The organism is Nocardia sp. Root136, from assembly GCF_001427185.1.
Classification (GTDB): domain Bacteria; phylum Actinomycetota; class Actinomycetes; order Mycobacteriales; family Mycobacteriaceae; genus Nocardia; species Nocardia salmonicida.
This window is the reverse complement of the sequence record NZ_LMFE01000010.1, coordinates 286727-313669: the sequence shown is the minus strand read 5'-3', so window position 1 is coordinate 313669 and position 26943 is coordinate 286727. Positions and strand designations below refer to the sequence as shown.

Sequence of the window (26943 nt, the reverse complement as noted above, 5' to 3'; positions counted from 1 at the left end):
CGGAGAGGTGGCAGCCGATGTCTCCCACTGCACAGGAACTCGTCGAAATCGAAGTCGTCCCCGAGCCGAAGAAGTGGGCGGCCGAGGGGCTCGGCAGCTTCATCCTCGTGATCTGTGGCGTCGGCACGATGGTCTTGGCGGGCGATCGGGTCGGCTCGCTCGGCGTCGCCTTCGCCTTCGGGTTGTCGCTGATGTTCCTGGTCTACGCGATCGGGCCGATCTCGGGGTGCCACGTCAATCCGGCTGTCACGCTCGGGCACCTGCTGCTCGGGCGGATCAGCGCGATCGGCGCGGTCGGCTATGTCATCGCTCAGCTGGTCGGCGCGTTCCTCGCCGGACTTGTGCTGTTCGCGTTGGCCAACAATCTGCCCGCCTACGACCGCACCGTCGACGGTCTCGGCGCCAACGGCTGGGGTGCGCACAGCCCGTCGGCGGTGACCGGGCCACTCGGTGAGGTCGTCGTGCAGAACGGGTACGGCTTGGCGGCCACCATCATCATCGAGGTGATGTTGACCGCGCTGCTGGTATTCGTGGTGCTGGCCTCGACCGATCAGATCTCCGACGTGCCGCTGGCCGGGCTCTCGATCGGCGTCACCCTCACCGTGGTCTTCCTGGTCTCGTTGCCGATCGACAACACCTCGGTGAACCCGGCGCGCAGCCTCGGCGTCGCGCCGTATCAGGTCGGGGCGATGGGGCAGGTGTGGGCGTTCATCGTGTTCCCACTGATCGGCGGGGCACTGGGTGCACTGCTCTACGGCCTGATCTTCGGCCGGTCCAAGGACGTGCTCACCTAGCGACCGAACACTCGACCCCCGATCCGGTGCACCCGGGTCGGGGGTCGATTGTCGTTCAGCTCCAGCTGTATTCGGCGACCAAGCGGTGCGCGACCAGGTCGAAGGTCTTGCGCTCGACGATCGCGCCCTCGCGCCGGATGCCGTCCTCCGGGACGTCGAGCACCCGGTCCAGCCGCACCCAGCTCGGCCTGCCGTCGTGGTCCCACGGCCCGGTGCCGATCCCGACCCAGTTGTGGTCGTGTGCGCGGTCGGCCTTGGACGACAGCATCAGCCCGAGCAGGGTCTTGCGGTCGCGTCCGACCACCAGCACCGGTCGGTCCTTGCCATTGGTCGGGTCTTCTTCGAAGGGCACCCAGGTCCACACGATCTCGCCGGGGTCGGCGCGCCCGTCGAGCTGCGGGCAGTAGACGATCTGGCGGGCGCGATGAGCCGTCGGCACGGGGGTCGAGGCCGTCGGGCGAACCGCGACGGCGGGTCCGGACTTGGTCGCTAGGGCGTCCACCAGCTTCTCGAGCAGTCGCGGCCCCTGCTTGCGCACGATTTTGGGCCCCTGCTCCTTGGCGATGACGCCGAGCTGCTTGCCGAGACTGTTCCAACTGCTGGCCATCCCTGAAATATAACGCCGACCCACCCTTGGAGCGCACCGGTGGCACAGTCGCGGTGGCGCGCATGGGACGATGGGCGCAGTTCGCCTATACCCCGCGAGGAGTGGAGTGGCTTCCAGTTTTGCCGATACGACGTTCACCGATCCGTCCCGGATCCGGAACTTCTGCATCATCGCCCACATCGACCATGGCAAGTCGACCCTGGCCGATCGGATGTTGCAGCTGACCGGTGTGGTCGAGGAGCGGGCCATGCGCGCCCAGTACCTGGACCGGATGGATATCGAGCGTGAGCGCGGCATCACGATCAAGGCGCAGAACGTGCGGTTGCCGTGGCAGGTCGACGGCACCGACTACGTCCTGCACCTGATCGATACCCCGGGCCACGTCGACTTCACCTACGAGGTCTCCCGCGCGCTCGAGGCCTGTGAAGGCGCGATCCTGCTGGTCGACGCCGCCCAGGGCATCGAGGCGCAGACTCTCGCCAACCTGTATCTGGCGCTGGAGAAGGATCTCACGATCATTCCCGTGCTGAACAAGATCGATCTGCCCGCCGCGGATCCCGATCGCTACGCCGCCGAGCTGGCCCACATCGTCGGCTGCGAGCCGGGCGACGTGCTGCGCGTCTCGGGCAAGACCGGCGTCGGCGTGACCGAACTGCTGGACAAGGTGATCGCGACGGTTCCCGCCCCGGTGGGCGACGCCGACGCACCGGCCCGCGCGATGATCTTCGACTCGGTCTACGACACCTACCGGGGCGTGGTCACCTACATCCGCGTGGTCGACGGCAAGATCTCCCCGCGCGAGAAGATCAAGATGATGTCGACCGGCGCGACCCACGAGTTGCTCGAGGTCGGCATCGTCTCGCCCGAACCCAAGCCCACCCAGGGGCTCGGCGTCGGCGAGGTCGGCTACCTGATCACCGGCGTGAAGGACGTGCGTCAGTCGAAGGTCGGCGATACCGTCACCAGCGCCCGCAACGGCGCCACCGAAGCCCTCACCGGCTACCGCGAGCCGCGCCCGATGGTGTACTCCGGTCTGTACCCGGTCGACGGCTCCGACTACCCGGATCTGCGTGACGCGCTGGACAAGCTGCAGCTCAACGATGCCGCGCTCACCTACGAGCCGGAAACCTCGGTGGCACTCGGCTTCGGTTTCCGCTGTGGCTTCCTCGGTCTGCTGCACATGGAGATCACCCGCGAGCGGTTGCAGCGCGAGTTCGGACTCGAGCTCATCTCCACCGCGCCCAACGTGGTGTACCGGGTGGAGATGGAGGACGGCACCGAACACGTCGTCACCAACCCGTCGTACTGGCCGGAAGGCAAGTCGCGGCACGTGTACGAACCCATCGTGAAGTGCACCGTCATCTCGCCGAGTGAGTTCATCGGCTCGATCATGGAGCTGTGCCAGCAGCGCCGCGGTGAGCTGGGCGGCATGGACTACCTGTCCGAGACCCGCGTCGAGCTGCGCTACACCATGCCGATGGCCGAGATCATCTTCGACTTCTTCGACCTGCTGAAGTCGCGCACCCGCGGCTACGCCAGCCTCGATTACGAAGAGGCGGGCGAGCAGGAAGCCGATCTGGTGAAGGTCGACATCCTGCTGCAGGGCGAGGCCGTCGACGCGTTCAGCGCGATCGTGCACCGCGACGCCGCACAGGCCTACGGCCACAAGATGACGAGCAAGCTGCGCGAACTGATCCCGCGTCAGCAGTTCGAGGTGCCGATCCAGGCCGCGATCGGCGCGAAGATCATTGCCCGCGAGAACATTCGGGCGATCCGCAAGGACGTTCTCGCCAAGTGCTACGGCGGCGATATCAGTCGTAAGCGCAAGCTCCTCGAAAAGCAGAAGGAGGGCAAGAAGCGCATGAAGACCATCGGTCGCGTCGAGGTCCCCCAGGAAGCCTTCGTGGCGGCACTGTCCTCGGATTCGGACAAGCCGAAGAAGTAAGTAGGCAAGTCCCAGAACGACTCTCAGGCGCCGGTGCTCACCGGCGCCTGAGCTATTTCCACCCGCAGGCGGACACCGCCGAGCGGGCTGCGGTCGAGTTCGGCTGTGCCGGAATGTAGTTCGGCCTGCTGGCGAACCAGCGCGAGGCCGAGGCCGGAACCGGGGGAGCCGGGGCGTTTGGCGAAACGGTCGAAAGCGGTGGGGGACAGGTGTTCCGGTATGCCGGCGCCGTTGTCGTCGATGGTGATCTCGGCGCCGTTCCCGGTGGTTCGCGCGGCGACGGTGACCTCGGTGGCGTGCCCGTGCAGCACCGCGTTGGCCACGGCATTGGTCACGATCAGCATGATCCCGCCGGGCAACCCGTTGACCGGAACCGGGTCACAGGCGGCGAGCGTGACCTCGACGCCGGGGTTCGCGCGGCACGCGTTCTGCACCGCGCGGTCGAGGGTTTCACACAGTTCGAAATCTTCGAACGCGTCATGATCGGTGAGCTCGCCGACGGCCAGACGTTCCAGATCTGTGAGGGTGCGCTCGATCTGGCCCTCGGCGGCCAGTACGTCGGCCAGCACGGCGCCGCGCTGGGCGGCGGGCAATTCGGTGCCCGCCAGCACCTGCAGGTCGGTGCGCATGGCGGTGAGCGGGGTGCGTAGTTCGTGGGCGCAGACGGCGGCGAAGTCGCGGGCACTCGCCAGCGCCTGCCGGGTCTCGCCGTGCGCGGTCTCCAGACGCGCGAGCATCCGGTTGATCGCGTCGGAGAGTTCCTCGGCTTCCTTGGCGCCGCGTCCGGACAGCGGCGGCAACTCGTCGAGTGTGTCGATCTCGTGGGTGGCCGTGGCCAGTCTGCGCAGCGGGCGGGCGGCGAATCCGGCCAGCACCCAACCCAATACGGCGGCGGCGATCACCCCGGCCACGCCGATGCCGAGCCCGATCAGCTGGCTACGGGTGATGGCGGCGTCGACGAGTTCGCGATCGGGGTCGAGCCGGACCACCAGCCCCGGCGCGCCCTGCACCTGCGCGAGCGACTGGTCCGTCGGACTGCCGGGGACCACGATCGTGTGTTCACGGGGAAAGGGCGGTGCGAGGACCGGGGGTCCGGGTAGGGACGGAGCTCCTGGATTCTCCGGATCACCGTCGAATCGTTGCGCGACCTGCACCCGCATGCTGGACACGGTCTGATCGAGCTGGCTGGTACCCGCCACCTTCAGCAACGCGCCATAGGTCAGGCCGAGGGTGACCGCCACGATCGCGGCGACCACGGCCGACACCAGCGCCACCCGGACCCGCAACGACCACGAGGCCTTCACGGCTGATCCCGCAGCACGAATCCGACCCCGCGCACGGTGTGCACCACCCGCGCGACGCCGTCGGCCTCCAGCTTGCGGCGCAGATACGAGACGAACACATCGACCACATTGGTGTCGGTGCTGAAGTCGTAACCCCACACGGTCGACAGGATCTGTTCGCGCTCGAGCACGATCCCGGCATTGCGCGCCAGCATCGCCAGCAGTTCGAACTCGCGTTTGGTGAGGTCGACCGGCGCCGAACCCGCGTGCACCCGATGCCCGGCCAGATCGATCATCACCTCGCCGACCTGGATCGTGTCGGCCGTGCCGGCCGCTGTCACCGGTCTGCGACGCAACAGCGCGCGCAGCCGGGCGACCAACTCGCCCAGATCGAACGGTTTGGTGAGGTAGTCGTCGGCGCCGCGTTCGAGTGCCGCGATCCGATCGGTGACCGCGCTGCGCGCGCTGAGCACACAGATCGGGATGTCGTTGCCCATCGCGCGCAAGGCGGTGACCACACCGACGCCGTCTAGTTCGGGCATGTTCACGTCGAGCACCATGGCGTCCGGCGCGGCGGACCCCACCAGGGTGAGCGCGCGAGCGCCGTCGGGTGCGGTGATCACGTCGAACCCGGAGAGCTCGAGGCCGCGCCGCAATGACGCGAGCACGCGGACCTCGTCGTCGACGACCAAGATCTGCTGTCCGGTCATGCGCTCACCCTAGTGTTGGTCATTGTTGTCGCTGGTCAGAAAGGGTGCGCGGGGTCGATTCGGCGGAGCCACTACCCGGCGCGGGTACCGTCTCGGAGAACTCGCGCGGCGCGATCACGATGGTCCGCCCTCCGTCGGGGTCGATCCGCGTGCACTCGACCGGACCGTCCACCCGCGGCCCGACCTTGCCCGGAACCGACTGCCCCCGGCCCGGCTCACCGGGCGCGACGTGGCGGAATTCGACGCGCGGCTGGGCGGGAACGGCGTGGTGGAAACCGATGTCCGGCCCGTCCTGCAGCGGCGGCAGGTCTGGTACGCCGCCGCCCGGATCGGTGCAGATGATCGTCGTGCGCTCGCCGCCGTGCGACGGTGCGCCCGGATCGGCGGTCGCGATGCCCGCCGAGGTGGCGGTGATCACGGCGGCGCCACCGAGCAGCGCGAGGGCCGCGCGGCGATTGCGGGTCGAGAATACGGTCATGGTCGGGCTCCTGACTGGCAGTTTCACCGGCCCCTCGGCCGGCGAGCCCGACGTTATGGCGCCGAACTTCACACTCCGTTGAGCAATCGTTAGAGTTCTCTTGGGATGTCGGCGCCCCTGATTCCCCGGGCTCGCCGAAACATGTTGTTCGCCATAAGGTGAGTACCAACCGGCCTGCACGAAATGACAGGCCGAGGTTCGGAAAATAGTGTTGGATGGGCCTCACTTCGCCGCTGTTGTGGTGGGGAACTACAGCGATGCGAGTGTTGGAGCTTTGATGACGCGTGATCTGCCTTTCGACGACGGTGCCGCGCGCGAAGAGGGGTCGGAGGGGTCGGACACGGCCTACCGGATCGCCAACGGCGTAGCCAGGGTGGCCAGGGCGGGCGCCTATGTCACCGGTGGTGCGTTGGTCGCCGCCAACGGGACTTCGCGTGAACCGGGCACCAGTAATGCCGACAGCCGGTACGCGGGCTGGTCGCAGCAGACCGTGCCCACCGACCCGAGCCCGGACGCACCGAGCCCGATCGTGACCTTCCCCGATCTGGCCGTCGAGCCCACGCCTGCTCCCGTGGTGCCGCACACGTTCTTCGCGCCGCCGAATCCCGATGTCTCGATGGTCGCCGCGCCGGACGAATCCGGCTGGCGCCCAGAGATTCCCGGCTCCGATGGTGATCGTGAGTTCCGGATCCCCGCCAACGACGAGTCGTCCAGCGGCATCGGCATTCCCGGCTACGGGCACACCCCGGTCGGGCCCGGATACAACGACAACCCGCACCCGCTACCTGGCACCACTCCGGACCCGGGCTTCGACCTCCCCGGTTTCGAGGGTCTGCCCGGTGGGGGCGATTTCCCCGGTTTCGACCTGCCCGGCGTCGGCAACGGCCTGCCCGGTTTCGACGGTCTGCCGGGCGGTGGCATCGGCATTCCGGGCTACGACGGCCTGCCCGGACAGGGTTTCGGCATCCCCGGCTATGACAGCGTCGGTATGCCCGGTGGCAGTCCGGGCGGCTCCAACGGCATGTTCGACGGAATCGGCAACCTGGACGGCATGTTCGACGGTGTCGGTGGCATGTTCGACGGCGTCGGCGCGATGGTGACCACCGACTGGCAGGTCGACGTCCACGTCGGGCTCGACGGAGTATGGGCGACCTCGCAGATGAAGGTCGACGTGCAGGTCGGCCAGGTCGGCGATCAGCTCGACGACTACGGCCAGTGGCTCGGCGACGGACTGAAGGTTCCCGGTGACCCGGCGGCCACCTCGCCGACCGGGCCCGGCCTCGGCGGTTCCTCGTCCAGTGGTACCGGCCTCGGCAACTCGTCCTCGGGTGCCCCCGGTCTGCCCGGATCCTCGTCCTCGGGCATCGGTCTGCCGGGTGCGCCCGCGGCCCCCGCCCCTGCCGTCGCAGGGCCCGCGGCCCCTGCCGTTGTGGCGCCTGCCCCCGCACCCGTCGCCGCGACGCCGTTCGCCCCGGCTCCGGCCCCGATTGCCCCCGCTCCGGCCCCGATCGCACCCGCCGCGCCCGCGCCGGTGGCTGTCAGCCCCGTGGTCAGCACGCCGTTGCAGACCACCATCCAGCCCGAAGCCGCGTCCACCCCGATCGCGAATGTGTTCGGCCACCAGGGTGTTTCGCCGCTCACCGCGCCCGCGGCCTCGGTGCCCGCGCTGTTCACCCCGGCCACGCCGACGAAACCCGTTGTGCTGCCCGATGTCACCGGTGGCTCTCACCCCTCGACGACCGTGCCGGTCACCGTCCCGTCCAAGGTCCCGACGGTCGATCTCGACACCCCGACCACGGTGAAGCTGCCCGGTTCGTCCACGGTCCCGACCGTGCCCGAAATCACCAAGGTGCCGGTGCCGACCACCGTCTCGCCGACCGGTCCGGCCAAGCCCACCGTCCCCGACGACGACCTCACCACCAAGCCGGGCACCTCCGGCGGCGTGACACCCTCGACCGGCACGAGCACCCCGACCGTCGACGTGCCGAGCCAGACCACGCCGCACACGACCGTGCCGGTACCGACCACCCAGTCGACCGCTCCCACGAAGCAGCCGACCATCGATGCGCCGACCAAGCAGCCCACCGTCGATATCGATCCGCCGTCGGTGGTCACCCCACCGGCGGTTACCGTGCAGCCGACCGTCGCACCGGTAAAACCCCCGGTCATCGAGACCAAGCCGATCGCCGCCGAATTCGACCAGCACGATAGCGGCTACCATGGCGTTTCGGCCGGATTGTTCGACACGGGCCTGGGTGGCGGGGATTTGCTCGCTTCCGCGTTTCCCGTCGAGCACCATGGGTATGACTTCGTGGTCTGACACGACGATTTCGGCCGTGTCGATGCGACGAGAGTGAGGAACAGTTGTCTGCCGCAGCCGGACTGCAGACCGCGACGGTGAAGCATCCGGATGTGATGGCTCCCGTTGTCGCGCTGGTCGACGAACTGCGGGAACTGGTCCGCTCGGGCGGCCGCAACGACCTCGATGCGCGCCTCGGCATGGTGCGGGCCAGGCTCAGTGATCCGCGGGTCCGGATCGTCGTCGTCGGTGAGCCGCAGGCGGGGATGAGCACGCTGGTCAACAGTATGGTCGGATCCCCGGTCAGTGCCACCGAGGGCAAGCCGAGCGTTCCGGTGATCGTCGAATACGGCCAGGCGCCGAAGGCGACGCTGGTGAAATCGGCGCCCGGCAGCCGGGTCGAACGGGTACCCGTCGATCCGCTGAACCCCCTTCCCGCGCTGACCGCTCTCGGCGTGCTGCGCGCCGAATTCGCCGAGCCGAGCGCCCTGCTGGCCGACGGTCTCGTCGTGATGGACGCCCCGGGTTCGACCGCCCACGAGGCGGCCGCCTGGTCGATGATCGCCGCCGCCGACGTGGTCCTCTACGCCGCGGATGCCGCCGCCGAACTCACCGAAGCCCAGCTGGACTACCTACGTCGGGTCGAGCAGGTGTGTCCGTCGGTGGTCTGCGTGCTCACCAAGATCGACCGCAACCCGCACTGGTCGCTGACCCAGCGGCGCAATCGCGCGCTGCTCGACGGTGCCGGGCTGAACTTCGCGGTGGCTCCCGTTTCCGCTCTGCTGCATCGGGAGGCCACCGAGCGCGGCGACCAGCAGCGCGATGCCGAGTCGGGGGTGCCTCAGCTTCTCGATCACCTGCGTGAATATGTTGTCGCCCAGGCTGATTCGGTGGCCGTGACGGCCGCGGTGCGCGATATCGTGCTGATCACCGACCAGCTCACCGTCACCCTGCGGGCCGAGTCGGACACGCTGCGCGACCCGCGCAGGCGCGCCGAGATCACCCAGCGCTTGGCCGCCGCGCGCACCACCGCCGATCAGCTGCGCCAGCGCACTGCCACCTGGCAGGTCACTCTCGTCGACGGTAGTTCCGAGCTCAGCGCCGATATCGAACACGATCTGCGGCACCGGTTACGCAGCCTGGTCCGCGAGGCCGAGGCCGAGATCACCCGCACCGATCCCGCCCGCAAGTGGTCCGATTTCGCCTCCGAACTCGACGCGCGGATCTGCGAGGCGGTCGAGGAGAACTTCGTGATGGCGCACTACCGCGCCGTCGAGCTCACCGAGCAGGTGGCCTCGAAGTTCCCGCCCGACAACCGCACCCCGCCGCTGCCCGAACTGCGACTGACCAACCCCAGCGAGGTGCTGGAGCCGGTACAGCCGCTGGAACCGCTGGAAAGTGCCAAAGCCGGTGTGGGGCAACAGCTGCTCACCGCGCTGCGCGGCTCCTACGGCGGCATCCTGATGGTCGGTCTGGCCACCAGCCTGCTCGGCATGTCGCTGGTCAACTGGTACTCCGCGGGCGCGGGTGTGCTGCTCGGCGTCAACGCGCTCTGGGACGACCGCAAGAACCGCAAGCATCGCAGGCAGGCCGAGGCCAAGGTGGCCGTCGCCCGGCTGGCCGATGACGTGATCTTCCAGGTGGGCAAAGAATCGCGTAACCGCCTGCGCGCGCTACAGCGGGTGCTGCGCGACCACTACACCGAGATCGCCGCCGAAGTGGGCCGCACCGCCGACGAGGCGCTGCGCGCCGCCGAGGAAACCGGCCTACGCTACGGCGACCATCGCGAACTGCGCATCACCGAGATCGACGCGGGCCTGCGCACCGTGGCAGGGCTGCGAGCCCGCGCCGAACGTCTCGGGTATTGACCCCTACGACCGGTTGGCCGGTGTGTGTGCCGGTTGGAACTGACCCGCGTTGCGCTGATCCTCGGCCCGGATCACGTGGGTCACCGCGTTGATCAGCGCCAGATGGGTGAAAGCCTGGGGGAAGTTGCCCAGGTGCCGGCCGGTGCGTGAGTCGATCTCCTCGGCGTAGAGCCGCAGCGGGCTGGCCAGACCGAGCAGTCGCTCGCACAGATTCGTGGCCCGTTCGAGTTCGCCGATCTCCACCAGCGCCGAGACCAGCCAGAACGAGCAGATCGTGAAGGTGCCCTCCTCGCCGTCGAGGCCGTCGTCAGTGGTATCGGTGTGGTAGCGCAGCACCAACCCGTTGACGGTGAGATGGTTGGCGATGGCGAGCACCGTCGCCCGGATACGCGGGTCGTCCGGCGGCAGGAACCGGGTCAGCACCACCAGCAGCAGCGAGGCGTCGAGGGTGTCGCCGCCGTAGGTCTGGGTGAAGATGCCGTCCTTGTTGACGCCGAATTCGAGGACGTCCTCGCGGATCTCCTCGGCGATCGCGAACCACTCGGCCGCGCGCTCGTGCTGGCCGTGTAGCTGCGCCAGTCGGGCACCACGATCCAGCGCCACCCAGCACATCACCTTCGACGAGGTGAAGTTCTGTGGTTCGCCGCGCACCTCCCAGATACCGCGATCGGGTCGGCGCCAGTTGGCGATGGCCGCGTGCACGGTGCGTTCGAGCAGTGGCCACAGCGATTCCGGCACCTGCCCACGCGATTTCACGTGCAGGTACACCGCGTCGAGCATGGTGCCCCAGATGTCGTGCTGGTCCTGGTCGTAGGCGGCGTTGCCGATGCGGACCGGACGCGCGCCGTCGTAGCCGGCCAGATTCGGCAGCTCGTATTCGGTGATGTGGCGTTCGCCGCCGATCCCGTAGAGCACCTGAAGGGGGACCGCGTCCCCGTTCTCACCGGTGGTGACGTCGTCGAGGAAGGCGAAGAAGTCGTTGGCCTCGCGGTCGAGACCGAGGGTGTACAGGCCCCACAGCGCGAAGCTCGCGTCGCGCACCCAGGTGTAGCGGTAGTCCCAGTTGCGTTGTCCGCCAGGGGTTTCCGGCAGTGAGGTGGTGGAGGCGGCGAGGAGCGCGCCCGTCGGCGCGTAGGTGAGGCCCTTGAGCGTGAGCGCGCTGCGCTGCAGGAAGCTGCGCCACGGATGGTCGGGGAAATCGCCCTGGGTGATCCAGCGTCGCCAGCACTCGGTGGTCGCCCACATCTTCTGCGCGGCCTCGTCGTAGGTGGCGGGCGCGGGCAGTTCCGACCAGGTGAGCGCGACGAACACCTGGTCGCCCTCGGCCATCCTGGTGCGGGCGCGCGCCTCCCTGCCCTCCAAGCCGAGGCGCAGATCGGTGGTGAGAACCAGTGACGGCCCGCTCTCGGGATCGCTCGACGCCCGTGCGGTCGCCTGCTCGTAGACCTTGCCCGTGTACTCCCACTTGGCTCCGCCCCGGTGATAGTCGAACGAGGGCTGGCAGCTCATTTCGAGCTCGACGGTGCCGCTCACGCACTTGACCGTGCGCAACAGGATGTGTTCGGCGTCCCAGTCCATCGGGGTGCGCCGGTGGGTCTTGGATCGGGCGATGTTGTTGTGCCACGGGCCGAGTACCAGTGTGTCGCGCACGATCAGCCAGCCGGTTTCGGTCTGCCAGGTGGTTTCCAGGATCATCCCGCCGGGCAGATACCGCCGTGCCGCCGGCACATTCTTTCCGTAGGGGCCGATCCGGAAATGCCCGGCGCTGCGGTCCAGGATCGCGCCGAAAACGCTGGGGGAGTCGGGACGTGGCACACACATCCACTCCACCGAGCCGCTGCTGGAGATCAGGCAGCTGGTTTCGCAGTCGGACAGGAAGGCGTAGTCGTCGATCGGTGGAAACGCGCCACGGCGGCCGATGGCGGAGACCGGACTCAGAATCGGCAGGCTGTCAGCGCTGGAAGACTCCATACCCCATCATCACGGCGGTACGGGCGCCCGTCCACCGCTGCGAACGGCGATCTCGGTGGATCGGCTGGTTGTGGCCCGGAATTCCTCTGCACCCGATGCGGACGGCGAGGGCGTTGGCGGTGACCGACTAGGCTGGTCGACGTGCAACGCATCGCAGGTTGGTGGGACGGCTTCGAACTCTGGGTAGCCGGGCTGCCCTTCATTCCCCAGTTTCTCGTGGTGCTGGTCGGCATGGTCCCGATCAGCTTCGCCATCGCCTTCCTGCTCGATCGCGGCTTGCGTATGGCCTTCCGCGTATTGCGCCGCGACGATCGCACCGAACCGCCGATGCCGGTCACCCTCGCCGAACGCCCGGCCGTCGGCAGCGGTGCCCGCTGATGCCACGTTCTCGCGTTCAGCTCGCGCTCATCGCCCTGCTCGTTCTCGTCGTCATCGCCTGGTTCTTCACGCGGTGACCGGCGCGGGCATTCGCCCGCGCCGACCCAGCGACTAGTTCTTACGCCAGTCGTCGAACCGTTTGCCCAGGTCCGATACCGTCCGTCCGAATTCCTGGCCGACCGTGTTCACCGCCGAGCCCACGTCGCGACCGAGATCACGGACCGTGCGAACCAGCATGTCCTCGGACTGATCGAAGGTCTCGCGATAGTGCCGCGCGGCCTCCTTGGCCTCGTCGCCGATGCTCGCGTTCTTGTCCTGCCCACGACGCGGGTAGCTGCCGCCGAGCACCCGCTCGTAGTCGCCGGACTGGATCCAGCGGCGCAGCTCGGCCGCGCGCAGCACCGAGAACGGGTGGGACTGCAGCTCCAGGTTGAGCAGCTTGAGCACGCCGTCGCGCAGGTCGCCCGAGCGCATGTAATCGTCGGCCTGGTCGAGGAACGCGCCGTGGTTCATCTCGTGTAGCCACGCACCACCAGCGGTTTTCATGTGCACCCGGACCGAGGCCTCCACGTCCTGGCAGCACAGCAGCCCCGCCCGGTCGCCGGACAGCTCCGACTTGCGGCTCCACTCCATCAGCGCCGCCACGATCGCCCGCAGCGCCCAACCGCCGACCGGCATCCAGCCGACCGAGGCCGACAGCCGCATCAGGTGCATGAGCATCGTGCGATACACCGCGTGCCCCGACAGCGCGTGGCCGAGTTCGTGGCCGACGACGAACCGCAGTTCCTCGGTGTCCATCAACTCGAGCAGGCCGGTGGTGAGCACGATGAACGGCTTGTCCATCCCGATGGTGAACGCGTTCACCGACGGGTCCTGCAGTACGAACATCTCCGGGGTCGATTGCGCGTCGAGCACGCCGACGCAGTCCGCGCGCAACTGGTGCAGCGTGCGGAACTGTCGATCGTCGACCCGCACCGCGGTGGCCAGATACATCAACCGGTGCTGACGCTCCCGCAGCAATCCCGACAGCGCACGCAGCACCGTGTCGAAGCCGCTGAGCGAGCGCAGCGCCACGAGCGCGGTGCGGTCGGCCGGGTGTTCCCAAGCGCGCGTGCTGATCTCCGGCAAACGCGCGCGAACCCGGTCTGGAGCCATGGTCATAGGATGAAATCCCCCCTGGTTAGAGAACTCTCGTCGATTGCGATCATCATGGCGCAATCTGCTACAGTCTGCCTGTGTCGTCGAGTGTCGCCCCGCAGATCCGCCATGAGTTGGCGTTGATCGCTGTCGGCAACCTCGCGGTCGCGGACATTCTCTGTCGATGATCGGCTTCCGGACTCGTCTGCGCGTTTCTGCCCAGTAGACTGGCGCGCGCTTTCCTTTCGCAGTCGTTGTCCGTAACTCCGGGGCCCGATGGGCCCGAGTCGCGCCAACTGTCGTGTTTCCATATGCGGCAGGTCTACCGATCGACATGAGCATTCCCTGCCGCACACGAAATTCGTTGTGCCGCAGGTCCTTTCCCGAAAGGTTCACCCCGATGTCTCGCAACACCTGGATCGGTTCGCGCCGCCGCGCCGCCGCCATCGCTCTCACTGCTGTCGCCGCGGTCGCCCTGACCGCTTGCGGTGGTGGCGCCAGCGACTCGACCGACGGAGAAGCGACCGCCGACGGCAGCGGGGGCACCATCAACCTCTACGCCTACGCTGTGCCCAAGCCCGGCTTCGACAAGGTCGTGCCCGAGTTCAACAAGACCGACGCGGGCAAGGGTGTGCAGGTCCAGGCCTCCTACGGCGCCTCGGGTGACCAGTCGCGCAAGGTCAAGGACGGCGCCGAGGCCGACGTCGTGAACTTCTCCGTCGAGCCCGACATCACCCGCCTGGTCGACGCGGGCCTGGTCGAGTCCACCTGGAACGCCGACGCCACCAAGGGCATCCCCTTCGGCTCGGTCGTCACCCTGGTGGTCCGCAAGGGCAACCCCAAGGGCATCAAGGACTGGGACGACCTGCTGAAGCCGGGTGTCGAGGTCGTCACCCCGAACCCGTTCAGCTCGGGCTCGGCCAAGTGGAACCTGCTCGCGCCCTACGCCGCCAAGAGCGACGGCGGCAAGAACCAGCAGGCCGGTCTGGACTACCTGTCGCAGCTGGTCTCGCCCGAGCACGTGAAGGTGCAGCCCAAGTCGGGCCGCGAAGCCACCGAGACCTTCCTCCAGGGCACCGGCGACGTGCTGCTGAGCTATGAGAACGAGGCCATCTTCTCCGAGCGCAACGGCGACCCGATCGAGCACATCAACCCGCCGACCACCTTCAAGATCGAGAACCCGGTCGCGGTGCTGAAGAACTCCAAGAACCTGGCCAAGGCCACCGCGTTCCGCGACTTCCTGTTCACCGCCGACGGCCAGAAGGCGTGGGCGCAGGCCGGCTTCCGCCCGGTGGATCCGAAGGTCGCCGCCGAGTTCGCCAAGGACTTCCCGACCCCGGCCAAGCTGTGGACCATCGATGACCTCGGTGGCTGGAAGGCCGTCGACAAGGATCTGTTCGCGCAGGGCACCGGCAAGGTCGCTGTCATCTACGACAAGGCCACCAAGTAGTCGGTGACCCGGCTCACACGTGATACTGGAAAACTGTGACTGACAGCAGTGGGCCCGCCGGGACCGGGGAAACCCCCGATCCCGGCGTGGCCGTGAAACTGGACAAAAAGCCTCCGACCCCGCGCGGACCCCGCTCGTCGTGGCTGCGCGTCACCGGCTCGGTGGGCCCGTTCGGCATCGGTGTCGCCGTGATGTGGCTCAGCATCATCGTGCTGTTGCCGCTGGCGGCACTCACCGTCAGCTCCTTCGAAGACGGCTGGTCGGGCTTCTGGGACGCGGTCACCGCGCCCTCGGCGCTCGACTCGCTGCGCATCACGGTCGGCGTCTCGGTGATCGTCGCCGTGATCAATGTCGTGATGGGCACCCTGATCGCCTGGGTGCTGGTGCGCGACGAGTTCCCCGGCAAGGGCATCGTCAACGCGCTGATCGACCTCCCGTTCGCGCTGCCCACGATCGTCGCCTCGATCGTGCTGCTCTCGCTCTACGGCCCGAACAGCCCGGTCGACATCCACCTCAACGCCACCCAGGCCGGTCTGGTGGTGGCGCTGGCCTTCGTCACGCTGCCGTTCGTCGTGCGGTCGGTGCAGCCGGTGCTGATCGAGGTCGACAAGGAAGTGGAGCAGGCCTCGCTTTCCCTCGGCGCGAGCAACTGGATCACCTTCCGCCGCATCGTGCTGCCCACCCTGGCTCCGGCGATCATCTCCGGCGGCGGGCTCGCCTTCGCCAGGGCGATCGGGGAATACGGCTCGGTGGTGCTGATCGGCGGCAACATCCCGCGCGAGACCCAGATGACCTCGCAGTACATCCAGCAGCAGATCGAAGTCGACCGGCCGGTCAACGCGGCCGCGGTGTCGGTGGTGCTGCTGGCGATCTCGTTCATCAGCCTGCTCGTGCTGCGGATCCTCGCCGAACGCACGTCGCGCAAGGAAGAGGCGGCTCGATGAAACTGTCCGCGTTCACCAGGATCTCGCTGCGCACGGTCGCGTTGGGCTACCTGCTGATCCTGCTGGTGCTGCCGCTGGTGATCATCCTGCTGCGCACGTTCGAGCGGGGGATCGGCGCGTTCATCGACTCGATCACCACGCCCGCGGCCATCTCGGCGTTCCAGCTGTCGATGATCATCGTGATCATCGTGGTGCCGCTGAACGTGGTCTTCGGTGTGGTGACGGCGCTGGCGTTGGTCCGGAGCAAGTTCCCCGGCCGCAGCCTGATGCAGGGCATCGTCGACCTGCCGTTCGCGGTGTCACCGGTCGTCGTCGGTGTGTCGCTGATCCTGCTGTGGGGCGCGGGCGGCTGGTTCGGCGGGCTGGAATCACTCGGGTTCAAGGTGATCTTCAGCCTGCCCGGCATGGTGATCGCGACCATCTTCGTCACGCTGCCGTTCGTGGTGCGCGAGGTGGAGCCGGTGCTACACGAGATCGGTGACGATCAGGAGCAGGCCGCGGCCACCCTCGGCGCCTCGCGCTGGCAGACGTTCTGGCGCATCACCCTGCCCGCCATCCGCTGGGGTCTGACCTACGGCGTCGTGCTCACCGTGGCCCGCGCGCTGGGCGAATTCGGCGCGGTGATCATGGTCTCCACCGCGCTGCCCGGAAAATCCCAGACGCTGACCCTGCTGGTGCACGGCCGCTATATCAACGACCACAACACCTTCGGCGCCTACAGCGCGGCCACCCTGCTGATGGGTATGGCGCTGATCGTCCTTCTCCTGATGACTCTCCTCGAACGCAAGCGGGGCACCGAATGATCACCGTGACCAACGGGCGCAAGAACTACGGTTCCTTCGCCGCCCTCGACGATGTCAGTATCGATATCCCCGCAGGCCAGCTCACCGCCCTGCTCGGCCCTTCGGGCTCGGGCAAGTCGACGCTGCTGCGCTCGATCGCCGGACTCGAGGCCCTCGACTCGGGTGTGGTGGTGATCGCGGGCAACGACGTCACTCATGTGGCGCCGCAGAAGCGCGATATCGGCTTCGTGTTCCAGCACTACGCCGCGTTCAAGCACATGACCGTGCGCGACAACGTGGCCTTCGGCCTGACCATCCGCAAGCGGCCGAAGAAGGAGATCGACAAGCGCGTCGACGAACTGCTCGGCATCGTCGGCCTCGACGGTTTCCAGCACCGTTATCCGGCGCAGCTCTCCGGCGGTCAGCGTCAGCGCATGGCGCTGGCCCGTGCGCTGGCCGTTGACCCGCAGGTGCTGCTGCTCGACGAGCCGTTCGGCGCGCTCGACGCCAAAGTGCGCACCGATCTGCGGCAGTGGCTGCGCAGGTTGCACGACGAGGTCCACGTGACCACCGTGCTGGTCACCCACGACCAGGAGGAGGCCCTGGATGTGGCCGACCGGATCGCGGTGATGAACAAGGGCCGTATCGAGCAGGTCGGTTCGCCCGAGGAGGTCTACGACCGGCCTGCCAACGAGTTCGTGATGTCGTTCCTCGGCGCGGTCGCCCGGCTCAACGGTCATCTGGTTCGCCCGCACGACATCCGTGTCGGCCGCGATCCGAGCATGGCGATGGCCGAACACGAGGGCACCGCCGAATCGGCGGGCGTCACCAGGGCCACGGTCGAGCGGATCGTGCGTCTCGGTTTCGAGGTGCGCCTGGAACTGCGCAATGCCGCGACCGGCGACCAGTTCGCCGCCCAGGTCACCCGTGGCGACGCGGCGGCGCTGCGCCTGGCCGAGGGGGAGACGGTCTATGCCCGTGCCACCCGGATCCCGGACCTTCCCCACGCCTGATCCACCTTGCTGCGACCGGGGCCCCGCGACATACGTCGCGGGGCCCCGGTCGCGTTGTCGAGGGATTCGCCGACGGTCCGCGATCCGCCGCCGGACGCGGATCGGCGCAGGTTAACCGGTACCGGCGGTCCGTCGGCCGACACGCCGCGCTCGGCGGACAACTATTTTCCGCCTCGCACACCAGACCTTCGCGGATTGTGCATGACGCAGTGTCACAGGTAGAAGCGCTTTTACTGGCCAGTAGCTTTCTCAACAGGGCTTTCGGCGCGCCGAACACGCAAAATCCGGCGATGCACGGAGTTGACGTGACTCGCTGTAGGTGTAACCATTGGAAACAGTAAACGTCCCTAGAGGAGAGGCAGTGACGACGATGTCTGCGCCCACCACCCCTGACGTCGATCCTGTAGTCGCGGAGGCTCAGGCGTACGCCGAGAAGTTGCTGATGCTGTCCGAAGCATCGGTCGATCGCCACTTCGACCCGTTCGAGGACATCGACTGGGACGCCCCCGACTTCGACCCGAACTGCAAGCCCGAGCGCTGGGTCCTGGTGACTTCGGCCGACCCCATCGGTCGCCACCCCTGGTACCAGGCGCTGCCGCTGGAGCAGAAGATCGAGATCGGCAAGGTCCGTCAGGCCAACGTCGCCAAGGTCGGCCTGCAGTTCGAGGCCATCCTGATCATCGGCATGATGCAGCACATCTTCAACCTGGACAACAACGACCCGGAGTTCCGGTACTGCTCGCACGAGATGATCGAAGAGCACAACCACACTCTGATGTTCCAGGAGATGGTGAACCGCGTCGCCGACGTGCCGGGCATGAACCCGCTCGTGCGTCAGCTGCGTCACCTGGCCGCCCCGGCCGGTGCGCTGTTCCCGAACTTCTTCTTCATGGCCGTGCTCGCAGGCGAAGAGCCGATCGACCACATCCAGAAGGACATCCTGCGCTCGGGTGACGACATCCACCCGATCATGCGCGGCGTGATGGCGATCCATGTGGCCGAGGAAGCTCGCCACATCTCCTTCGCCCACGAGTTCCTGAAGAAGAACGTGCCTGCCCAGCCCGCACTGAACAAGGCTGTTCTCTCGATCGCCATGCCGATCGTGATGTTCATCCTCGGCCGCGCCATCGCGACGCCGCCGAAGACCTTCTTCAAGCAGTTCGACATGCCCGCCGAGGTTCGCAAGGACCTGTTCTACGGTTCCAAGGAAGCCAAGCGGACGTTCGCCGACTACTACGTCGACGTGCGCGCGCTGGCCGAGGAGATCGGTTTGATGAACCCGGTCGCCCGCAAGGTGTGGAAGCTGCTCGGCATCGACGGCCCGTCCAGCCGGTACCGCTCGGAGCCCAAGCGCTCCGCGAAGCACGCTGCCTGAGCCGGTAGATCGATGCCATACGTTGTCACCCAGTCATGCTGTAGTGACGCCTCGTGCGTCTACGCGTGCCCGGTCAACTGCATTCATCCCACCCCGGATGAGCCGGATTTCCGTACCGCGGAAATGCTCTACGTCGATCCGGCGTCCTGCGTGGACTGTGGTGCCTGCGCCACCGCGTGCCCCGTCGATGCCATCACCTCGTCGAAGAAGCTGACCGACGAACAGAAGCCGTTCATCGAGATCAACGCCGACTTCTACCGCGTGCAGCGGGACCGGCCGACGTTGGCCGTACCGGTGATGCCGCCCGCGATCGACACCCAGCCCTCGCCGCTGCGTGTCGCCATCGTGGGGTCGGGTCCGTCGGCGATGTACGCCGCCGACGAGCTGCTCACCCAGCCCGGCGTCGCGGTCACGATGTTCGACCGCCTGCCGCAGGCCTACGGCCTGGCACGCCTCGGCGTCGCGCCCGATCACAAGCACACCCGCAAGGTCGCGGATCTGTTCGACATCATGTCGAAGCAGGACGACTTCGGTACCTACCTCGATGTCGAGATCGGCAAGCACATCAGCCATGCCGAGCTGCTCGAGCACTTCCACGGTGTGATCTACGCCGTCGGCGCGTCCTCGGATCGCAAGCTCGACATCCCGGGCGAGGGTCTGGCGGGCAATGTGTCGGCCACCGACTTCGTCGCCTGGTACAACGGCCATCCCGACCACGTCGACGACCGTTTCGATCTGGACCAGAAGCGGGTCGTCATCGTCGGCAACGGCAACGTCGCCCTCGACGTCGCCCGCATACTGACCGTCGATCCGGCCCTGCTCGCCGACACCGACATCGCGCCATACGCGCTGAAGGCATTGCGCGAGAGCAAGATCGAAGAGGTCGTGATCCTGGGCCGTCGCGGTCCGGCCGAGTCGGCGTTCACGGTGCCCGAGTTCGTCGGCCTGCTGGCCGCCGACATCGACATCGCGATCGAGGGTGAACTGCCCGCGGTCACGTCCGATCTGCCCTACAAGGTCGAGCAGAAGCTGCGCCTGCTGCACAGCGTCGCGAATCGCCCGTTCGGTGCGCGCAAGCGCATCGTGTTCCGCTACCTGTCCTCGCCGGTGGAGATCGTCGGCGCCGACACGGTGACCGGGGTGCGGGTGGAGCGCAACGAGCTCGTCACCGACGCCGAAGGTCGCGTGGCCGCCAGGCCGACCGGCGATACCGCGCTCCTCGAGGCTGGTGTCGTGCTCACCTCGGTGGGTTACCGAGGCGTGCCGACCGTGGATCTGCCGTTCGACGACGCCCGCGCGGTGATCCCGAACGACGCGGGCCGGGTGCTCACCGCGCCCGGTGGCGAGATCTTCCCCGGCACCTATGTGACCGGCTGGATCAAGCGTGGCCCGACCGGCTTCATCGGTACCAACAAGTCGTGTGCGCAGGAGACCGTGCAGCAGCTCGCCGACGATTTCAACGGTGGCACGCTGCGCGAGCCCACTCGTGACGCGCAGGAGTTCGACCGACTCGTGCGCGCCCGTCGCCCGCAGGCGGTCGCCGGTGGCGCCGCAGTGCCGCGCGATCGCTCGGTGCGGCGACTGTTCGCTCGCAGCTGATCATCTGAAACAGAAGGCCCGCAACGTCACTGGACGCTGCGGGCCTTCTGTTTTCTACTGCGCGGTGAAGCCGCCGTCCGCGGCGATGGCCGCGCCGGTGACGAACGATGCCTCGTGGCTGAGCAGGAAGGCGCACAGCGCGGCGATCTCGTCGGGCCGCGCGATCCGCCCCAGCGGGTGCAGCGCCGCGATGGCGGCCTCGCCCTCCGGTGTCGCGCCCATCGACGCACGGAACGCCGGGGTGTCGACCGCGCCGGAGACCAGGGCGTTGACCCGCACGCCCGTCGCCGCGGTCTCGAGCGCCACCGATTTCGTCAGTCCGACAACGGCGTGCTTGGCCGCCACATACGGCGCCACCTGTGCCATCCCGACCACGCCCAGGTTGGAGGCGTTGTTCAGGATCGCGCCGCCGCCGGAGGCGGTGATGGCCGGAACCTGGTGGCGCAGACCGTAGAAGACGCCGTCGAGGTTCAGATCCATGTCGGCGCGCCATGAGGCGTCGTCGATCTCGGCGATCGGCCCGAAGGCATTCACCGCGCCCGCGTTGTTGAAGGCCGCGTCGAGGCGGCCGTACTCGGTGAGCGCGGCCTGGGTGAGCCGTTCGGCATCGGCGTCGACGGTGACATCGGTCGCGACGAACAGCGCGCGTCCGCCGGTCGCTCTGATCTGCTCGGCAACCTGCTCGCCCTGGTCCTTGCCGCGAGAGCCGAGGACAACGGCCGCACCTTCGGACGCGACCCGCAGTGCGACCGCCTTGCCGATGCCGGAGCCGGCCCCGGTGATGAGTACGACCTGGTCGGCGAATCGAGTGGACATGCGTAGTGCCTGCTTTCCCTTGGTGTTTCGAAGAAACGGTCGGTATCTGTCCGCTCTTTCAGTCAACCGGCGGGCGCTGGGCCGTGCTGGCGGGAATCGGTCGCTGCGTTGACGTGTCACCAATTAAGGGGGTCTATTTCGATGTGAGGGAATGTGATTCGCCGTCAGGGAAATCATGCCGGTAGTAAACGAATTGGTTACCGGTCGGTAAGTGCACTTATTGGCAGGGATAACAAACCCTAGGAATGTATTAATTGGGCGCTCTGTCCGATTACTCACAGGTAGCTGTCTCTCGGAGTCTGCACATTGCCGGTGGTGTGTTCAGGGGGGTGGATATCTAACCTTCAACCATCTCACCTGCATGAATCACCTTGTGGCGGCGCGTGGTTGCGGATTCCGTATCAATCTGGCAGCAATTCGCGGACGTGCCAGTTAATCTAGGCGAGCTGTTTGGAAAACGACCGCGGCCACATGGTGCGCTCGCGTGCTGGACGTGGTCACGGTGCGTTGACGGGATAGCAAAAACATGACCAGAGGTCTGGGCTTGAGTATCGGTGCGGTCAATGCGATTTCGGCGGTAGTCGCCGATGATCCGGCCAAACCGGCGGTGCGCACACGACGCACCGCACTGACATTCGACGACGCGGGCAGGCCCCGCATCGGCGCGATCAACGAATTCGCCTCGGCGATCACGGATTTCGCGGATCTGACCCGCGAGCCGGAGCCGATGGTGATGGGTGGGCGGTTCTACTCGGCGACCAACCTGATCGCCGCGGTGGTCACCGGTCTGATCGAGCTGGCCGAGACGCCGGCCGGGATCGTCTTGACCTATCCGGCGGTCTACACCGATAAGCAGGTCTCGTTACTCGGCCAGGCGCTGCATCTCGCGGGCGCCGGTGAGGTCCTGCTGGTGCCCGAACCGGTCGCCGCCGCGGAATGGCTGGAGATCGGTCGCGGCCCCTTGGAGCCGGGCTTCGTGCTCGTCTACGACCTGGGCGCCACCAGCCTCGACCTCACGGTGTTGCGTGTCGGTCCCGACTGGCCGCACCACCCGATGGTCGGAACTCCCACGCGGTCCACCGATTTCGGCGGCAAGCCGCTCGGCGAGATGGTCGCCCGTTACGCGGGCGAACCAGGGCTCGGCCGCGCGACCCAGACCCTCACCTCCATGGTGAACATCGACGCGCTGCGGGCCGAACACATCCGCGACACCTTCCCGCTGGTCAGCAAGAGCGTCGCCGCGGCAGGCCTGCGGCTGGCCGACCTGTCGCGCATCCTCGTCGTCGGCGGGGCCTCGCGCCCACCCGAAGTCGCTCGCACCCTCGCCGAGCTCGGCGTTCCGCTGGTCACCGTGGCCGACCCCGGCCAGGTGATCGCCTCAGGCGCAGCGGGTTTGGCGGCTCGCACCTTCGCGCCCGAGCAGCAGAGCGGTGGTCCGGTGCCGCACGTCGCGGTGTTCTCCAGCGCGGCAGTCGTTTCCGCGCTCGCTATGTCGGCGATGACGGTGTTCGGCAGCCCCTTCGATCCCGGCCTGATGCCGGTCCTCGACCGGTTCCCGGTTCTCGGCGCCCCGGTCGACGCGCTGCTCTACGACATGAGCGCCGACCTCCTCGCCGCTCGAACCGCAGGCCTGGTCAGCGAGGTCGACCCGGTCACCGGCCGCATCCAGGTCGCGGGCGTGGCCGCGGCCCGCAGCGCCTATGAGAACTTCATCGCGCCCGCGACAGCGCCCGGCGGTAAGTCACGTCCCGGCGCGCACAACGGGAGCGGCGCCGACCGTAGCGGTCTCGGGCGTCCGGACGTCCGCGACGACTGCAAGTCGCCGTTCCTGGCCCGCACCACCTATGGCGACCCGGCCCGCTTCATCAACCCCCTACCCTTCGGCCAGCAGGCCGCCCAACCCCAGAACACTCCGACCGCACCCGGGACGCCCGAACTTCCCCACAGCGGACCGATCTCGACCCCCGGCACGCCGGAATCCCCGGGCACTCCCACCGCGCCCGGTGCGACAGACCCTGGCACTGTTCCGGCGGCCGGTGCCGCGCACGCGCCGGGCACCGCTCCGACGGATGGCACGTCCGCGTCGACCGGCGGGCCATCGACACCGAGTACGGGTGGTGCCTCCGTCGAAGTCGGAGGATCTGCGTCGACGGGTGGAACGAATACCGGCACACCAGCTTCCGATCCTGGTGGAAGCACCTCGGGAGAAACAGCGACCGGCGGAACCACTGACGGCGGTGCCTCAGGAGGCTCGACCGGCGGTGGAACCACCGGCGGCACGAGTCCTTCCGGCGGCGCTGCCGGTGGTGGCGCATCCGGTGGGGGTGCGTCGACCGGTGGCGAATCTGATGGAGGTGGCTCCGGTGGTGGCGCATCAGGTGGTGCCGGGGCCGGTGGTGCGTCCGGCGGTGGAGCCGGCGGCGGTGCGTCGGACAGCGGTGCGTACTCCGGCGGTGCGTCGGGTGGCGGTGCTTCCGGTGGTGGCGCATCGGGTGGCGGTGCTTCCGGAGGTGGTGCGTCCGGTGGTGGTGCCTCGGGTGGTGGTGCGTCCGGTGGTGGCGCATCGGGCGGCGGTGTGTCCGGTGGCGGATCGGACAGTGGTGCGTCCTCCGGCGGTGCCTCCTCGAGCGCTGCCTCTTCCGGCGGTGCCTCCTCGAGCGGTGCGTCTGCTGGTGGAGCCTCCTCTGGCGGCTCCAAGGGTGGAGCTTCTTCGGGCGGTTCCGCAGGCGGTGGCGGTGGCGGTGGCGGTGGTGGCGGTTCTCGCCGCTGACTAGCCGGTCACGCTGGCAGATCGGTGTTGCCGCGACGGAACATGCTGGCGCGCAACGGCAGTTGTTGTGTCACTGCGAGTCGGTCTCAGGTCTTGGGTCGTGACCAGAGGCTGACAGCGCTAGTGCGTTGGTGGAGTGCCGCCGATCAGCGATAAGGCGCTTGCCTCCATCGTCGTGACGAACGTGCTTGTCTGATCCCGAGCCAGTAACGATGTGTCGTCAGGGTCGACGAGACGAGCCCTTCCAGCGTCAGGCCCGGTGCACCAGGCCCTCATCGGTGGGATGACGCGGCCACTGGGCACTTCACCTGCGGACCGGCAACTACCGGTGCCGCGGCGAGTACCGTCGCGCGCGTCCTCGGTTCGGGTCCACGCTAGGCAATCGCCGAGGCCCGCGACGGCAAGTGCCGCACCGGATGCCGGGTTGTCCGCATCGTGGCGGTGGTGAAACGCCGTGGGTGTCGGTGGGGGGCGGGCACAATAGGACAGTGGCTGAAGTCGGGGGAGCGCCGAAGCTGATCGCGCTCGATGTGGATGGGACTCTGCTGGCAACAGGGTTCGAGATCAGCGCGCGGGTGGGGGCGGCTGTGCGTGCGGCGGTGTCGGCGGGGGCGCATGTGGTGGTCACCACCGGGCGAACTCTGCTCACCACACGTCCGGTGCTGAGCGAGCTCGGGCTCGCCGAGGGGCATGCGTTGTGTTCCAACGGTGCTGTGCACATCGACGTGGCGCGGGGCGAGCCGGTCGCGGTCCAATCCTTCGATCCGGGACCGGCGGTGCTCGCTCTGCGTGCGTTGTTCCCGGAGATGGTCTTCGCCGCGGAACGGGTCGGCATCGGGATCTGGGCGACCGGGCACGGGCCGGGGGAGTTCTCGATCGGTGACTTCCAGCTCGTCGACCACCGCGAGCTCAGCAGTGTGCCGACGCCGCGCCTCAACGGCTGGTGGCCCGACGGCAGCCCCGATGAAATGCTGCGCCTGCTGCAGGCCTTCGACGTTCCCGATGCGTCCTGGGTGCACGGTGAGTACGGCCCCTGGCTCACCGTCTCCCGCCGTGGGGTATCCAAAGGCTGGGCGCTGGAACAACTTCGGCTCCTTCTCGGCATCGAGGCCGAGGCGACCTTGGCCATCGGCGACGGCTTCAACGACCGCGAGATGCTGCGCTGGGCAGCACATTCGGTGGCCATGGCCGGATCGCCCGATGCCGTGCTGGCCCTGGCCGACGAAGTGACCGGTCACGTCAGCGAGGACGGTGTCGCCACCGTCCTCGAACGCTGGTTCGCCTGAGTTCCTAGGTCGTCATCGCCACGAAGTGCGGGTTGGCCATGATCCCGAGCACATTGCCGAACGGATCGAGTACCGCCGCGGTCGCGAAACCCGTGCCCTCCCCGCGTTCGGTGATCGGCTCGTACTCGGTGGCGCCCAGCTCGAGCAGCCGGGCGAAGGTGGCCGCGAGATCGTCGACCTGCCAGAACACCACTCCACCCCCGCCCGGTGCATTGCGCGCGCCCGCCGGGGCGTACGCGCGGTTGATGATTCCCAGCTCGGCCTGCAACGGCCCGAGCCGGAACTCGTAGTACCCACCGGGAACCTCGTAATACGGCGCGATGCCGAGGAATGCGCTGTACCAGTCCTTGGCGGCGGTGAGGTCGTCGGCGTAGTAGGTGGTGGTGGCCATTCCGCGCAGCATGTCTGCTCCATTCGGTTGTCGCTTCGGTGTGAAAACGACTTTGCCAGGCAAAGTGCTCACCGAATGAGCACTTTGTTCGGCAGAATTGCCGAGTATGCGAGCCGATAGATTGGTAGCGACCCTGTTGTTGATGCAGGCGCGCGGGCGGGTGACAGCCGCCCAGGTCGCCGCCGAGCTCGAAGTCTCGGTGGCGACGGCCCGGCGTGACCTGGAGGCCTTGTCGGCCGCGGGCATCCCGGTCTACCCGCAATCTGGTCGCGGGGGTGGCTGGTCGCTGATCGGCGGCGCACGCACAGACCTGTCCGGACTCACGGCAGGGGAGACAAGGGCGCTGTTCCTGCTCGCGGGTCCGGCGGCCCAGGCCGCGCCCGAACTGAAGTCGGCGCTTCGCAAACTGGTTCGGGCCCTCCCGCACACCTTCCGTGCCGATGCGGCCGCCGCGGCCGACGCCGTCGTCGTCGATCCGGCCCGCTGGGGGCGCCCCGACCCGCAAGCACCCGCGGTGCTCGAGACTGTGCAACGGGCGGTGGTAGAACGCCGCCGCGTCCGCATCGACTATCTGAGCAAGGGTGAACGCACGGTCCGCACGATCGATCCATGGGGCCTGGTCGAGAAGGAAACGGTCTGGTACCTCGTCGCGGGCACCGAACGCGGGCAGCGCACCTTCCGGCTGGACCGTGTCGTCGAGGTGGTCATCCTCGATGAAACAGCTGACCGCCCAGCAGATTTCTATCTTCAGGCGCAGTGGTCGCGGATTGTCGAGCGGATGGAGGGCCGTCGCGCCGCCGTCGCCGCGACGGTCCTCGTCTCCGCCGGTCTCGCCCCCATCCTGGCCGACCAACAGGGTCGCAATTGCACCCTGCTCGGCCCGGCCCCGGACGGCCGGGTGCGGGCGCGGATCACCGCCGACACCGCGAAAATGCTCGCCCGGCAGCTGGCGGGCTGGGCCGGGGACATCGAGGTCGTCGGCCCAGCCGAGGTCAGATCAGAACTGGTAGCACTCGGCACTCGATTGGTGCGCGACAACGGGTGAGT

At 67.8% G+C, this 26943-nt stretch carries 23 protein-coding genes; 15 read left to right on the top strand and 8 right to left on the bottom strand.

Annotation, left to right across the window (positions count from 1 at the left end; genetic code table 11):
* Window positions 1-17 precede the first annotated feature (17 nt).
* Window positions 18-794 carry an aquaporin gene (locus ASD42_RS26375; RefSeq protein ID WP_056821457.1) on the top strand — a complete coding sequence of 259 codons (777 nt, stop codon included), beginning with the start codon at window positions 18-20 and terminating at the stop codon, window positions 792-794.
* 55 nt (window positions 795-849) lie between these two features.
* Here ASD42_RS26375 and ASD42_RS26370 read toward each other — a convergent pair whose 3' ends face one another.
* Window positions 850-1401, bottom strand: a complete 552-nt coding sequence (locus tag ASD42_RS26370) for a type II toxin-antitoxin system PemK/MazF family toxin (RefSeq protein WP_056821455.1) — start codon at window positions 1399-1401, stop codon at window positions 850-852.
* Between the two features lie 70 nt (window positions 1402-1471).
* Between ASD42_RS26370 and lepA the strand changes: the two genes are divergently transcribed.
* Window positions 1472-3346: a translation elongation factor 4 gene (gene lepA / locus ASD42_RS26365; RefSeq protein ID WP_056821454.1), complete on the top strand. Its 1875-nt coding sequence runs from the start codon at window positions 1472-1474 to the stop codon at window positions 3344-3346.
* A 23-nt stretch (window positions 3347-3369) separates the two neighbouring features.
* On the opposite strand, the gene ASD42_RS26360 is transcribed toward lepA, so the two are convergent.
* Genes ASD42_RS26360 through ASD42_RS26350 form a run of 3 tightly spaced genes read right to left on the bottom strand, consistent with a single transcriptional unit; the run spans window position 3370 to window position 5817 of the window.
* Window positions 3370-4650, bottom strand: coding sequence for a HAMP domain-containing sensor histidine kinase (locus tag ASD42_RS26360; protein WP_056821452.1), 1281 nt, complete (start codon window positions 4648-4650; stop codon window positions 3370-3372).
* On the bottom strand, window positions 4647-5339 hold the full coding sequence (locus ASD42_RS26355) for a response regulator transcription factor (RefSeq protein ID WP_056821450.1): 693 nt from the start codon (window positions 5337-5339) through the stop codon (window positions 4647-4649). The genes ASD42_RS26360 and ASD42_RS26355 overlap by 4 nt, the downstream gene beginning before the upstream one ends.
* 19 nt (window positions 5340-5358) lie before the next feature.
* Entirely contained in the window at window positions 5359-5817 is a 459-nt protein-coding gene (locus ASD42_RS26350; RefSeq protein WP_056821448.1) for a hypothetical protein, read from the bottom strand.
* Window positions 5818-6094: 277 nt separating this feature from the next.
* On the opposite strand from ASD42_RS26350, the gene ASD42_RS26345 reads away from it, so the two are divergent.
* Window positions 6095-8137: a hypothetical protein gene (locus ASD42_RS26345; protein ID WP_056821447.1), complete on the top strand. Its 2043-nt coding sequence runs from the start codon at window positions 6095-6097 to the stop codon at window positions 8135-8137.
* 44 nt (window positions 8138-8181) lie between these two features.
* The gene (locus ASD42_RS26340) at window positions 8182-9984 is read left to right on the top strand and encodes a GTPase (RefSeq protein WP_056821445.1); all 1803 of its coding nucleotides are present in this window, start codon (window positions 8182-8184) and stop codon (window positions 9982-9984) included.
* 3 nt (window positions 9985-9987) lie between these two features.
* On the opposite strand, the gene ASD42_RS26335 is transcribed toward ASD42_RS26340, so the two are convergent.
* Entirely contained in the window at window positions 9988-11955 is a 1968-nt protein-coding gene (locus tag ASD42_RS26335) for a glycoside hydrolase family 15 protein (RefSeq protein WP_056821443.1), read from the bottom strand.
* Between the two features lie 141 nt (window positions 11956-12096).
* Between ASD42_RS26335 and ASD42_RS26330 the strand changes: the two genes are divergently transcribed.
* Window positions 12097-12333, top strand: a complete 237-nt coding sequence (locus ASD42_RS26330) for a hypothetical protein (protein WP_056821441.1) — start codon at window positions 12097-12099, stop codon at window positions 12331-12333.
* Between the two features lie 111 nt (window positions 12334-12444).
* Here the strand turns inward: ASD42_RS26330 and ASD42_RS26325 are convergent, their stop codons facing one another.
* Window positions 12445-13494 (bottom strand): M48 family metallopeptidase, encoded by a 1050-nt coding sequence (locus tag ASD42_RS26325; protein ID WP_056821440.1) that lies wholly within the window; start codon window positions 13492-13494, stop codon window positions 12445-12447.
* Between the two features lie 74 nt (window positions 13495-13568).
* Between ASD42_RS26325 and ASD42_RS35760 the strand changes: the two genes are divergently transcribed.
* The 7 genes from ASD42_RS35760 to ASD42_RS26295 all read left to right on the top strand — a co-directional run bounded on the left by ASD42_RS35760 (window position 13569) and on the right by ASD42_RS26295 (window position 20633).
* On the top strand, window positions 13569-13658 hold the full coding sequence (locus tag ASD42_RS35760) for an Ms4533A family Cys-rich leader peptide (RefSeq protein ID WP_019045829.1): 90 nt from the start codon (window positions 13569-13571) through the stop codon (window positions 13656-13658).
* A 212-nt stretch (window positions 13659-13870) separates the two neighbouring features.
* The gene (locus ASD42_RS26320; protein WP_056821438.1) at window positions 13871-14920 is read left to right on the top strand and encodes a sulfate ABC transporter substrate-binding protein; all 1050 of its coding nucleotides are present in this window, start codon (window positions 13871-13873) and stop codon (window positions 14918-14920) included.
* Window positions 14921-15018: 98 nt separating this feature from the next.
* Window positions 15019-15864 carry a sulfate ABC transporter permease subunit CysT gene (cysT, locus tag ASD42_RS26315; RefSeq protein WP_056821834.1) on the top strand — a complete coding sequence of 282 codons (846 nt, stop codon included), beginning with the start codon at window positions 15019-15021 and terminating at the stop codon, window positions 15862-15864.
* Window positions 15861-16667, top strand: coding sequence for a sulfate ABC transporter permease subunit CysW (gene cysW, locus ASD42_RS26310; protein WP_056821435.1), 807 nt, complete (start codon window positions 15861-15863; stop codon window positions 16665-16667). The genes cysT and cysW overlap by 4 nt, the downstream gene beginning before the upstream one ends.
* The gene (locus tag ASD42_RS26305; protein ID WP_056821431.1) at window positions 16664-17659 is read left to right on the top strand and encodes a sulfate/molybdate ABC transporter ATP-binding protein; all 996 of its coding nucleotides are present in this window, start codon (window positions 16664-16666) and stop codon (window positions 17657-17659) included. The genes cysW and ASD42_RS26305 overlap by 4 nt, the downstream gene beginning before the upstream one ends.
* A 370-nt stretch (window positions 17660-18029) precedes the next feature.
* Window positions 18030-19034, top strand: coding sequence for an AurF N-oxygenase family protein (locus ASD42_RS26300; RefSeq protein ID WP_056821428.1), 1005 nt, complete (start codon window positions 18030-18032; stop codon window positions 19032-19034).
* A gap of 12 nt (window positions 19035-19046) precedes the next feature.
* On the top strand, window positions 19047-20633 hold the full coding sequence (locus ASD42_RS26295; RefSeq protein ID WP_063893741.1) for an FAD-dependent oxidoreductase: 1587 nt from the start codon (window positions 19047-19049) through the stop codon (window positions 20631-20633).
* 54 nt (window positions 20634-20687) lie between these two features.
* Here ASD42_RS26295 and ASD42_RS26290 read toward each other — a convergent pair whose 3' ends face one another.
* Window positions 20688-21449 carry a glucose 1-dehydrogenase gene (locus ASD42_RS26290; protein ID WP_056821422.1) on the bottom strand — a complete coding sequence of 254 codons (762 nt, stop codon included), beginning with the start codon at window positions 21447-21449 and terminating at the stop codon, window positions 20688-20690.
* 526 nt (window positions 21450-21975) lie between these two features.
* On the opposite strand from ASD42_RS26290, the gene ASD42_RS26285 reads away from it, so the two are divergent.
* Window positions 21976-24219, top strand: a complete 2244-nt coding sequence (locus ASD42_RS26285) for an Hsp70 family protein (protein WP_056821419.1) — start codon at window positions 21976-21978, stop codon at window positions 24217-24219.
* A gap of 488 nt (window positions 24220-24707) precedes the next feature.
* A complete protein-coding gene (locus ASD42_RS26280; protein ID WP_056821417.1) occupies window positions 24708-25505 on the top strand; it encodes an HAD family hydrolase in 798 nt (265 codons plus the stop codon).
* Window positions 25506-25509: 4 nt separating this feature from the next.
* Here ASD42_RS26280 and ASD42_RS26275 read toward each other — a convergent pair whose 3' ends face one another.
* A complete protein-coding gene (locus tag ASD42_RS26275) occupies window positions 25510-25908 on the bottom strand; it encodes a VOC family protein (RefSeq protein ID WP_056821415.1) in 399 nt (132 codons plus the stop codon).
* A 94-nt stretch (window positions 25909-26002) separates the two neighbouring features.
* Between ASD42_RS26275 and ASD42_RS26270 the strand changes: the two genes are divergently transcribed.
* Window positions 26003-26941 (top strand): helix-turn-helix transcriptional regulator, encoded by a 939-nt coding sequence (locus ASD42_RS26270; protein ID WP_056821413.1) that lies wholly within the window; start codon window positions 26003-26005, stop codon window positions 26939-26941.
* Window positions 26942-26943 lie beyond the last annotated feature (2 nt).

Bases quoted from the DNA above. Each gene is read 5' to 3' on its own strand.
- ASD42_RS26375 (WP_056821457.1), top strand. From the start codon at position 18: ATGTCTCCCACTGCACAGGAACTCGTCGAAATCGAAGTCGTCCCCGAG.
- ASD42_RS26370 (WP_056821455.1), bottom strand. From the start codon at position 1,401: ATGGCCAGCAGTTGGAACAGTCTCGGCAAGCAGCTCGGCGTCATCGCC.
- lepA (WP_056821454.1), top strand. From the start codon at position 1,472: ATGGGCGCAGTTCGCCTATACCCCGCGAGGAGTGGAGTGGCTTCCAGT.
- ASD42_RS26355 (WP_056821450.1), bottom strand. From the start codon at position 5,339: ATGACCGGACAGCAGATCTTGGTCGTCGACGACGAGGTCCGCGTGCTC.
- ASD42_RS26350 (WP_056821448.1), bottom strand. From the start codon at position 5,817: ATGACCGTATTCTCGACCCGCAATCGCCGCGCGGCCCTCGCGCTGCTC.
- ASD42_RS26345 (WP_056821447.1), top strand. From the start codon at position 6,095: ATGACGCGTGATCTGCCTTTCGACGACGGTGCCGCGCGCGAAGAGGGG.
- ASD42_RS26335 (WP_056821443.1), bottom strand. From the start codon at position 11,955: ATGGAGTCTTCCAGCGCTGACAGCCTGCCGATTCTGAGTCCGGTCTCC.
- ASD42_RS26325 (WP_056821440.1), bottom strand. From the start codon at position 13,494: ATGACCATGGCTCCAGACCGGGTTCGCGCGCGTTTGCCGGAGATCAGC.
- ASD42_RS26320 (WP_056821438.1), top strand. From the start codon at position 13,871: ATGTCTCGCAACACCTGGATCGGTTCGCGCCGCCGCGCCGCCGCCATC.
- cysW (WP_056821435.1), top strand. From the start codon at position 15,861: ATGAAACTGTCCGCGTTCACCAGGATCTCGCTGCGCACGGTCGCGTTG.
- ASD42_RS26305 (WP_056821431.1), top strand. From the start codon at position 16,664: ATGATCACCGTGACCAACGGGCGCAAGAACTACGGTTCCTTCGCCGCC.
- ASD42_RS26300 (WP_056821428.1), top strand. From the start codon at position 18,030: ATGTCTGCGCCCACCACCCCTGACGTCGATCCTGTAGTCGCGGAGGCT.
- ASD42_RS26295 (WP_063893741.1), top strand. From the start codon at position 19,047: ATGCCATACGTTGTCACCCAGTCATGCTGTAGTGACGCCTCGTGCGTC.
- ASD42_RS26290 (WP_056821422.1), bottom strand. From the start codon at position 21,449: ATGTCCACTCGATTCGCCGACCAGGTCGTACTCATCACCGGGGCCGGC.
- ASD42_RS26285 (WP_056821419.1), top strand. From the start codon at position 21,976: ATGACCAGAGGTCTGGGCTTGAGTATCGGTGCGGTCAATGCGATTTCG.
- ASD42_RS26275 (WP_056821415.1), bottom strand. From the start codon at position 25,908: ATGCTGCGCGGAATGGCCACCACCACCTACTACGCCGACGACCTCACC.
- ASD42_RS26270 (WP_056821413.1), top strand. From the start codon at position 26,003: ATGCGAGCCGATAGATTGGTAGCGACCCTGTTGTTGATGCAGGCGCGC.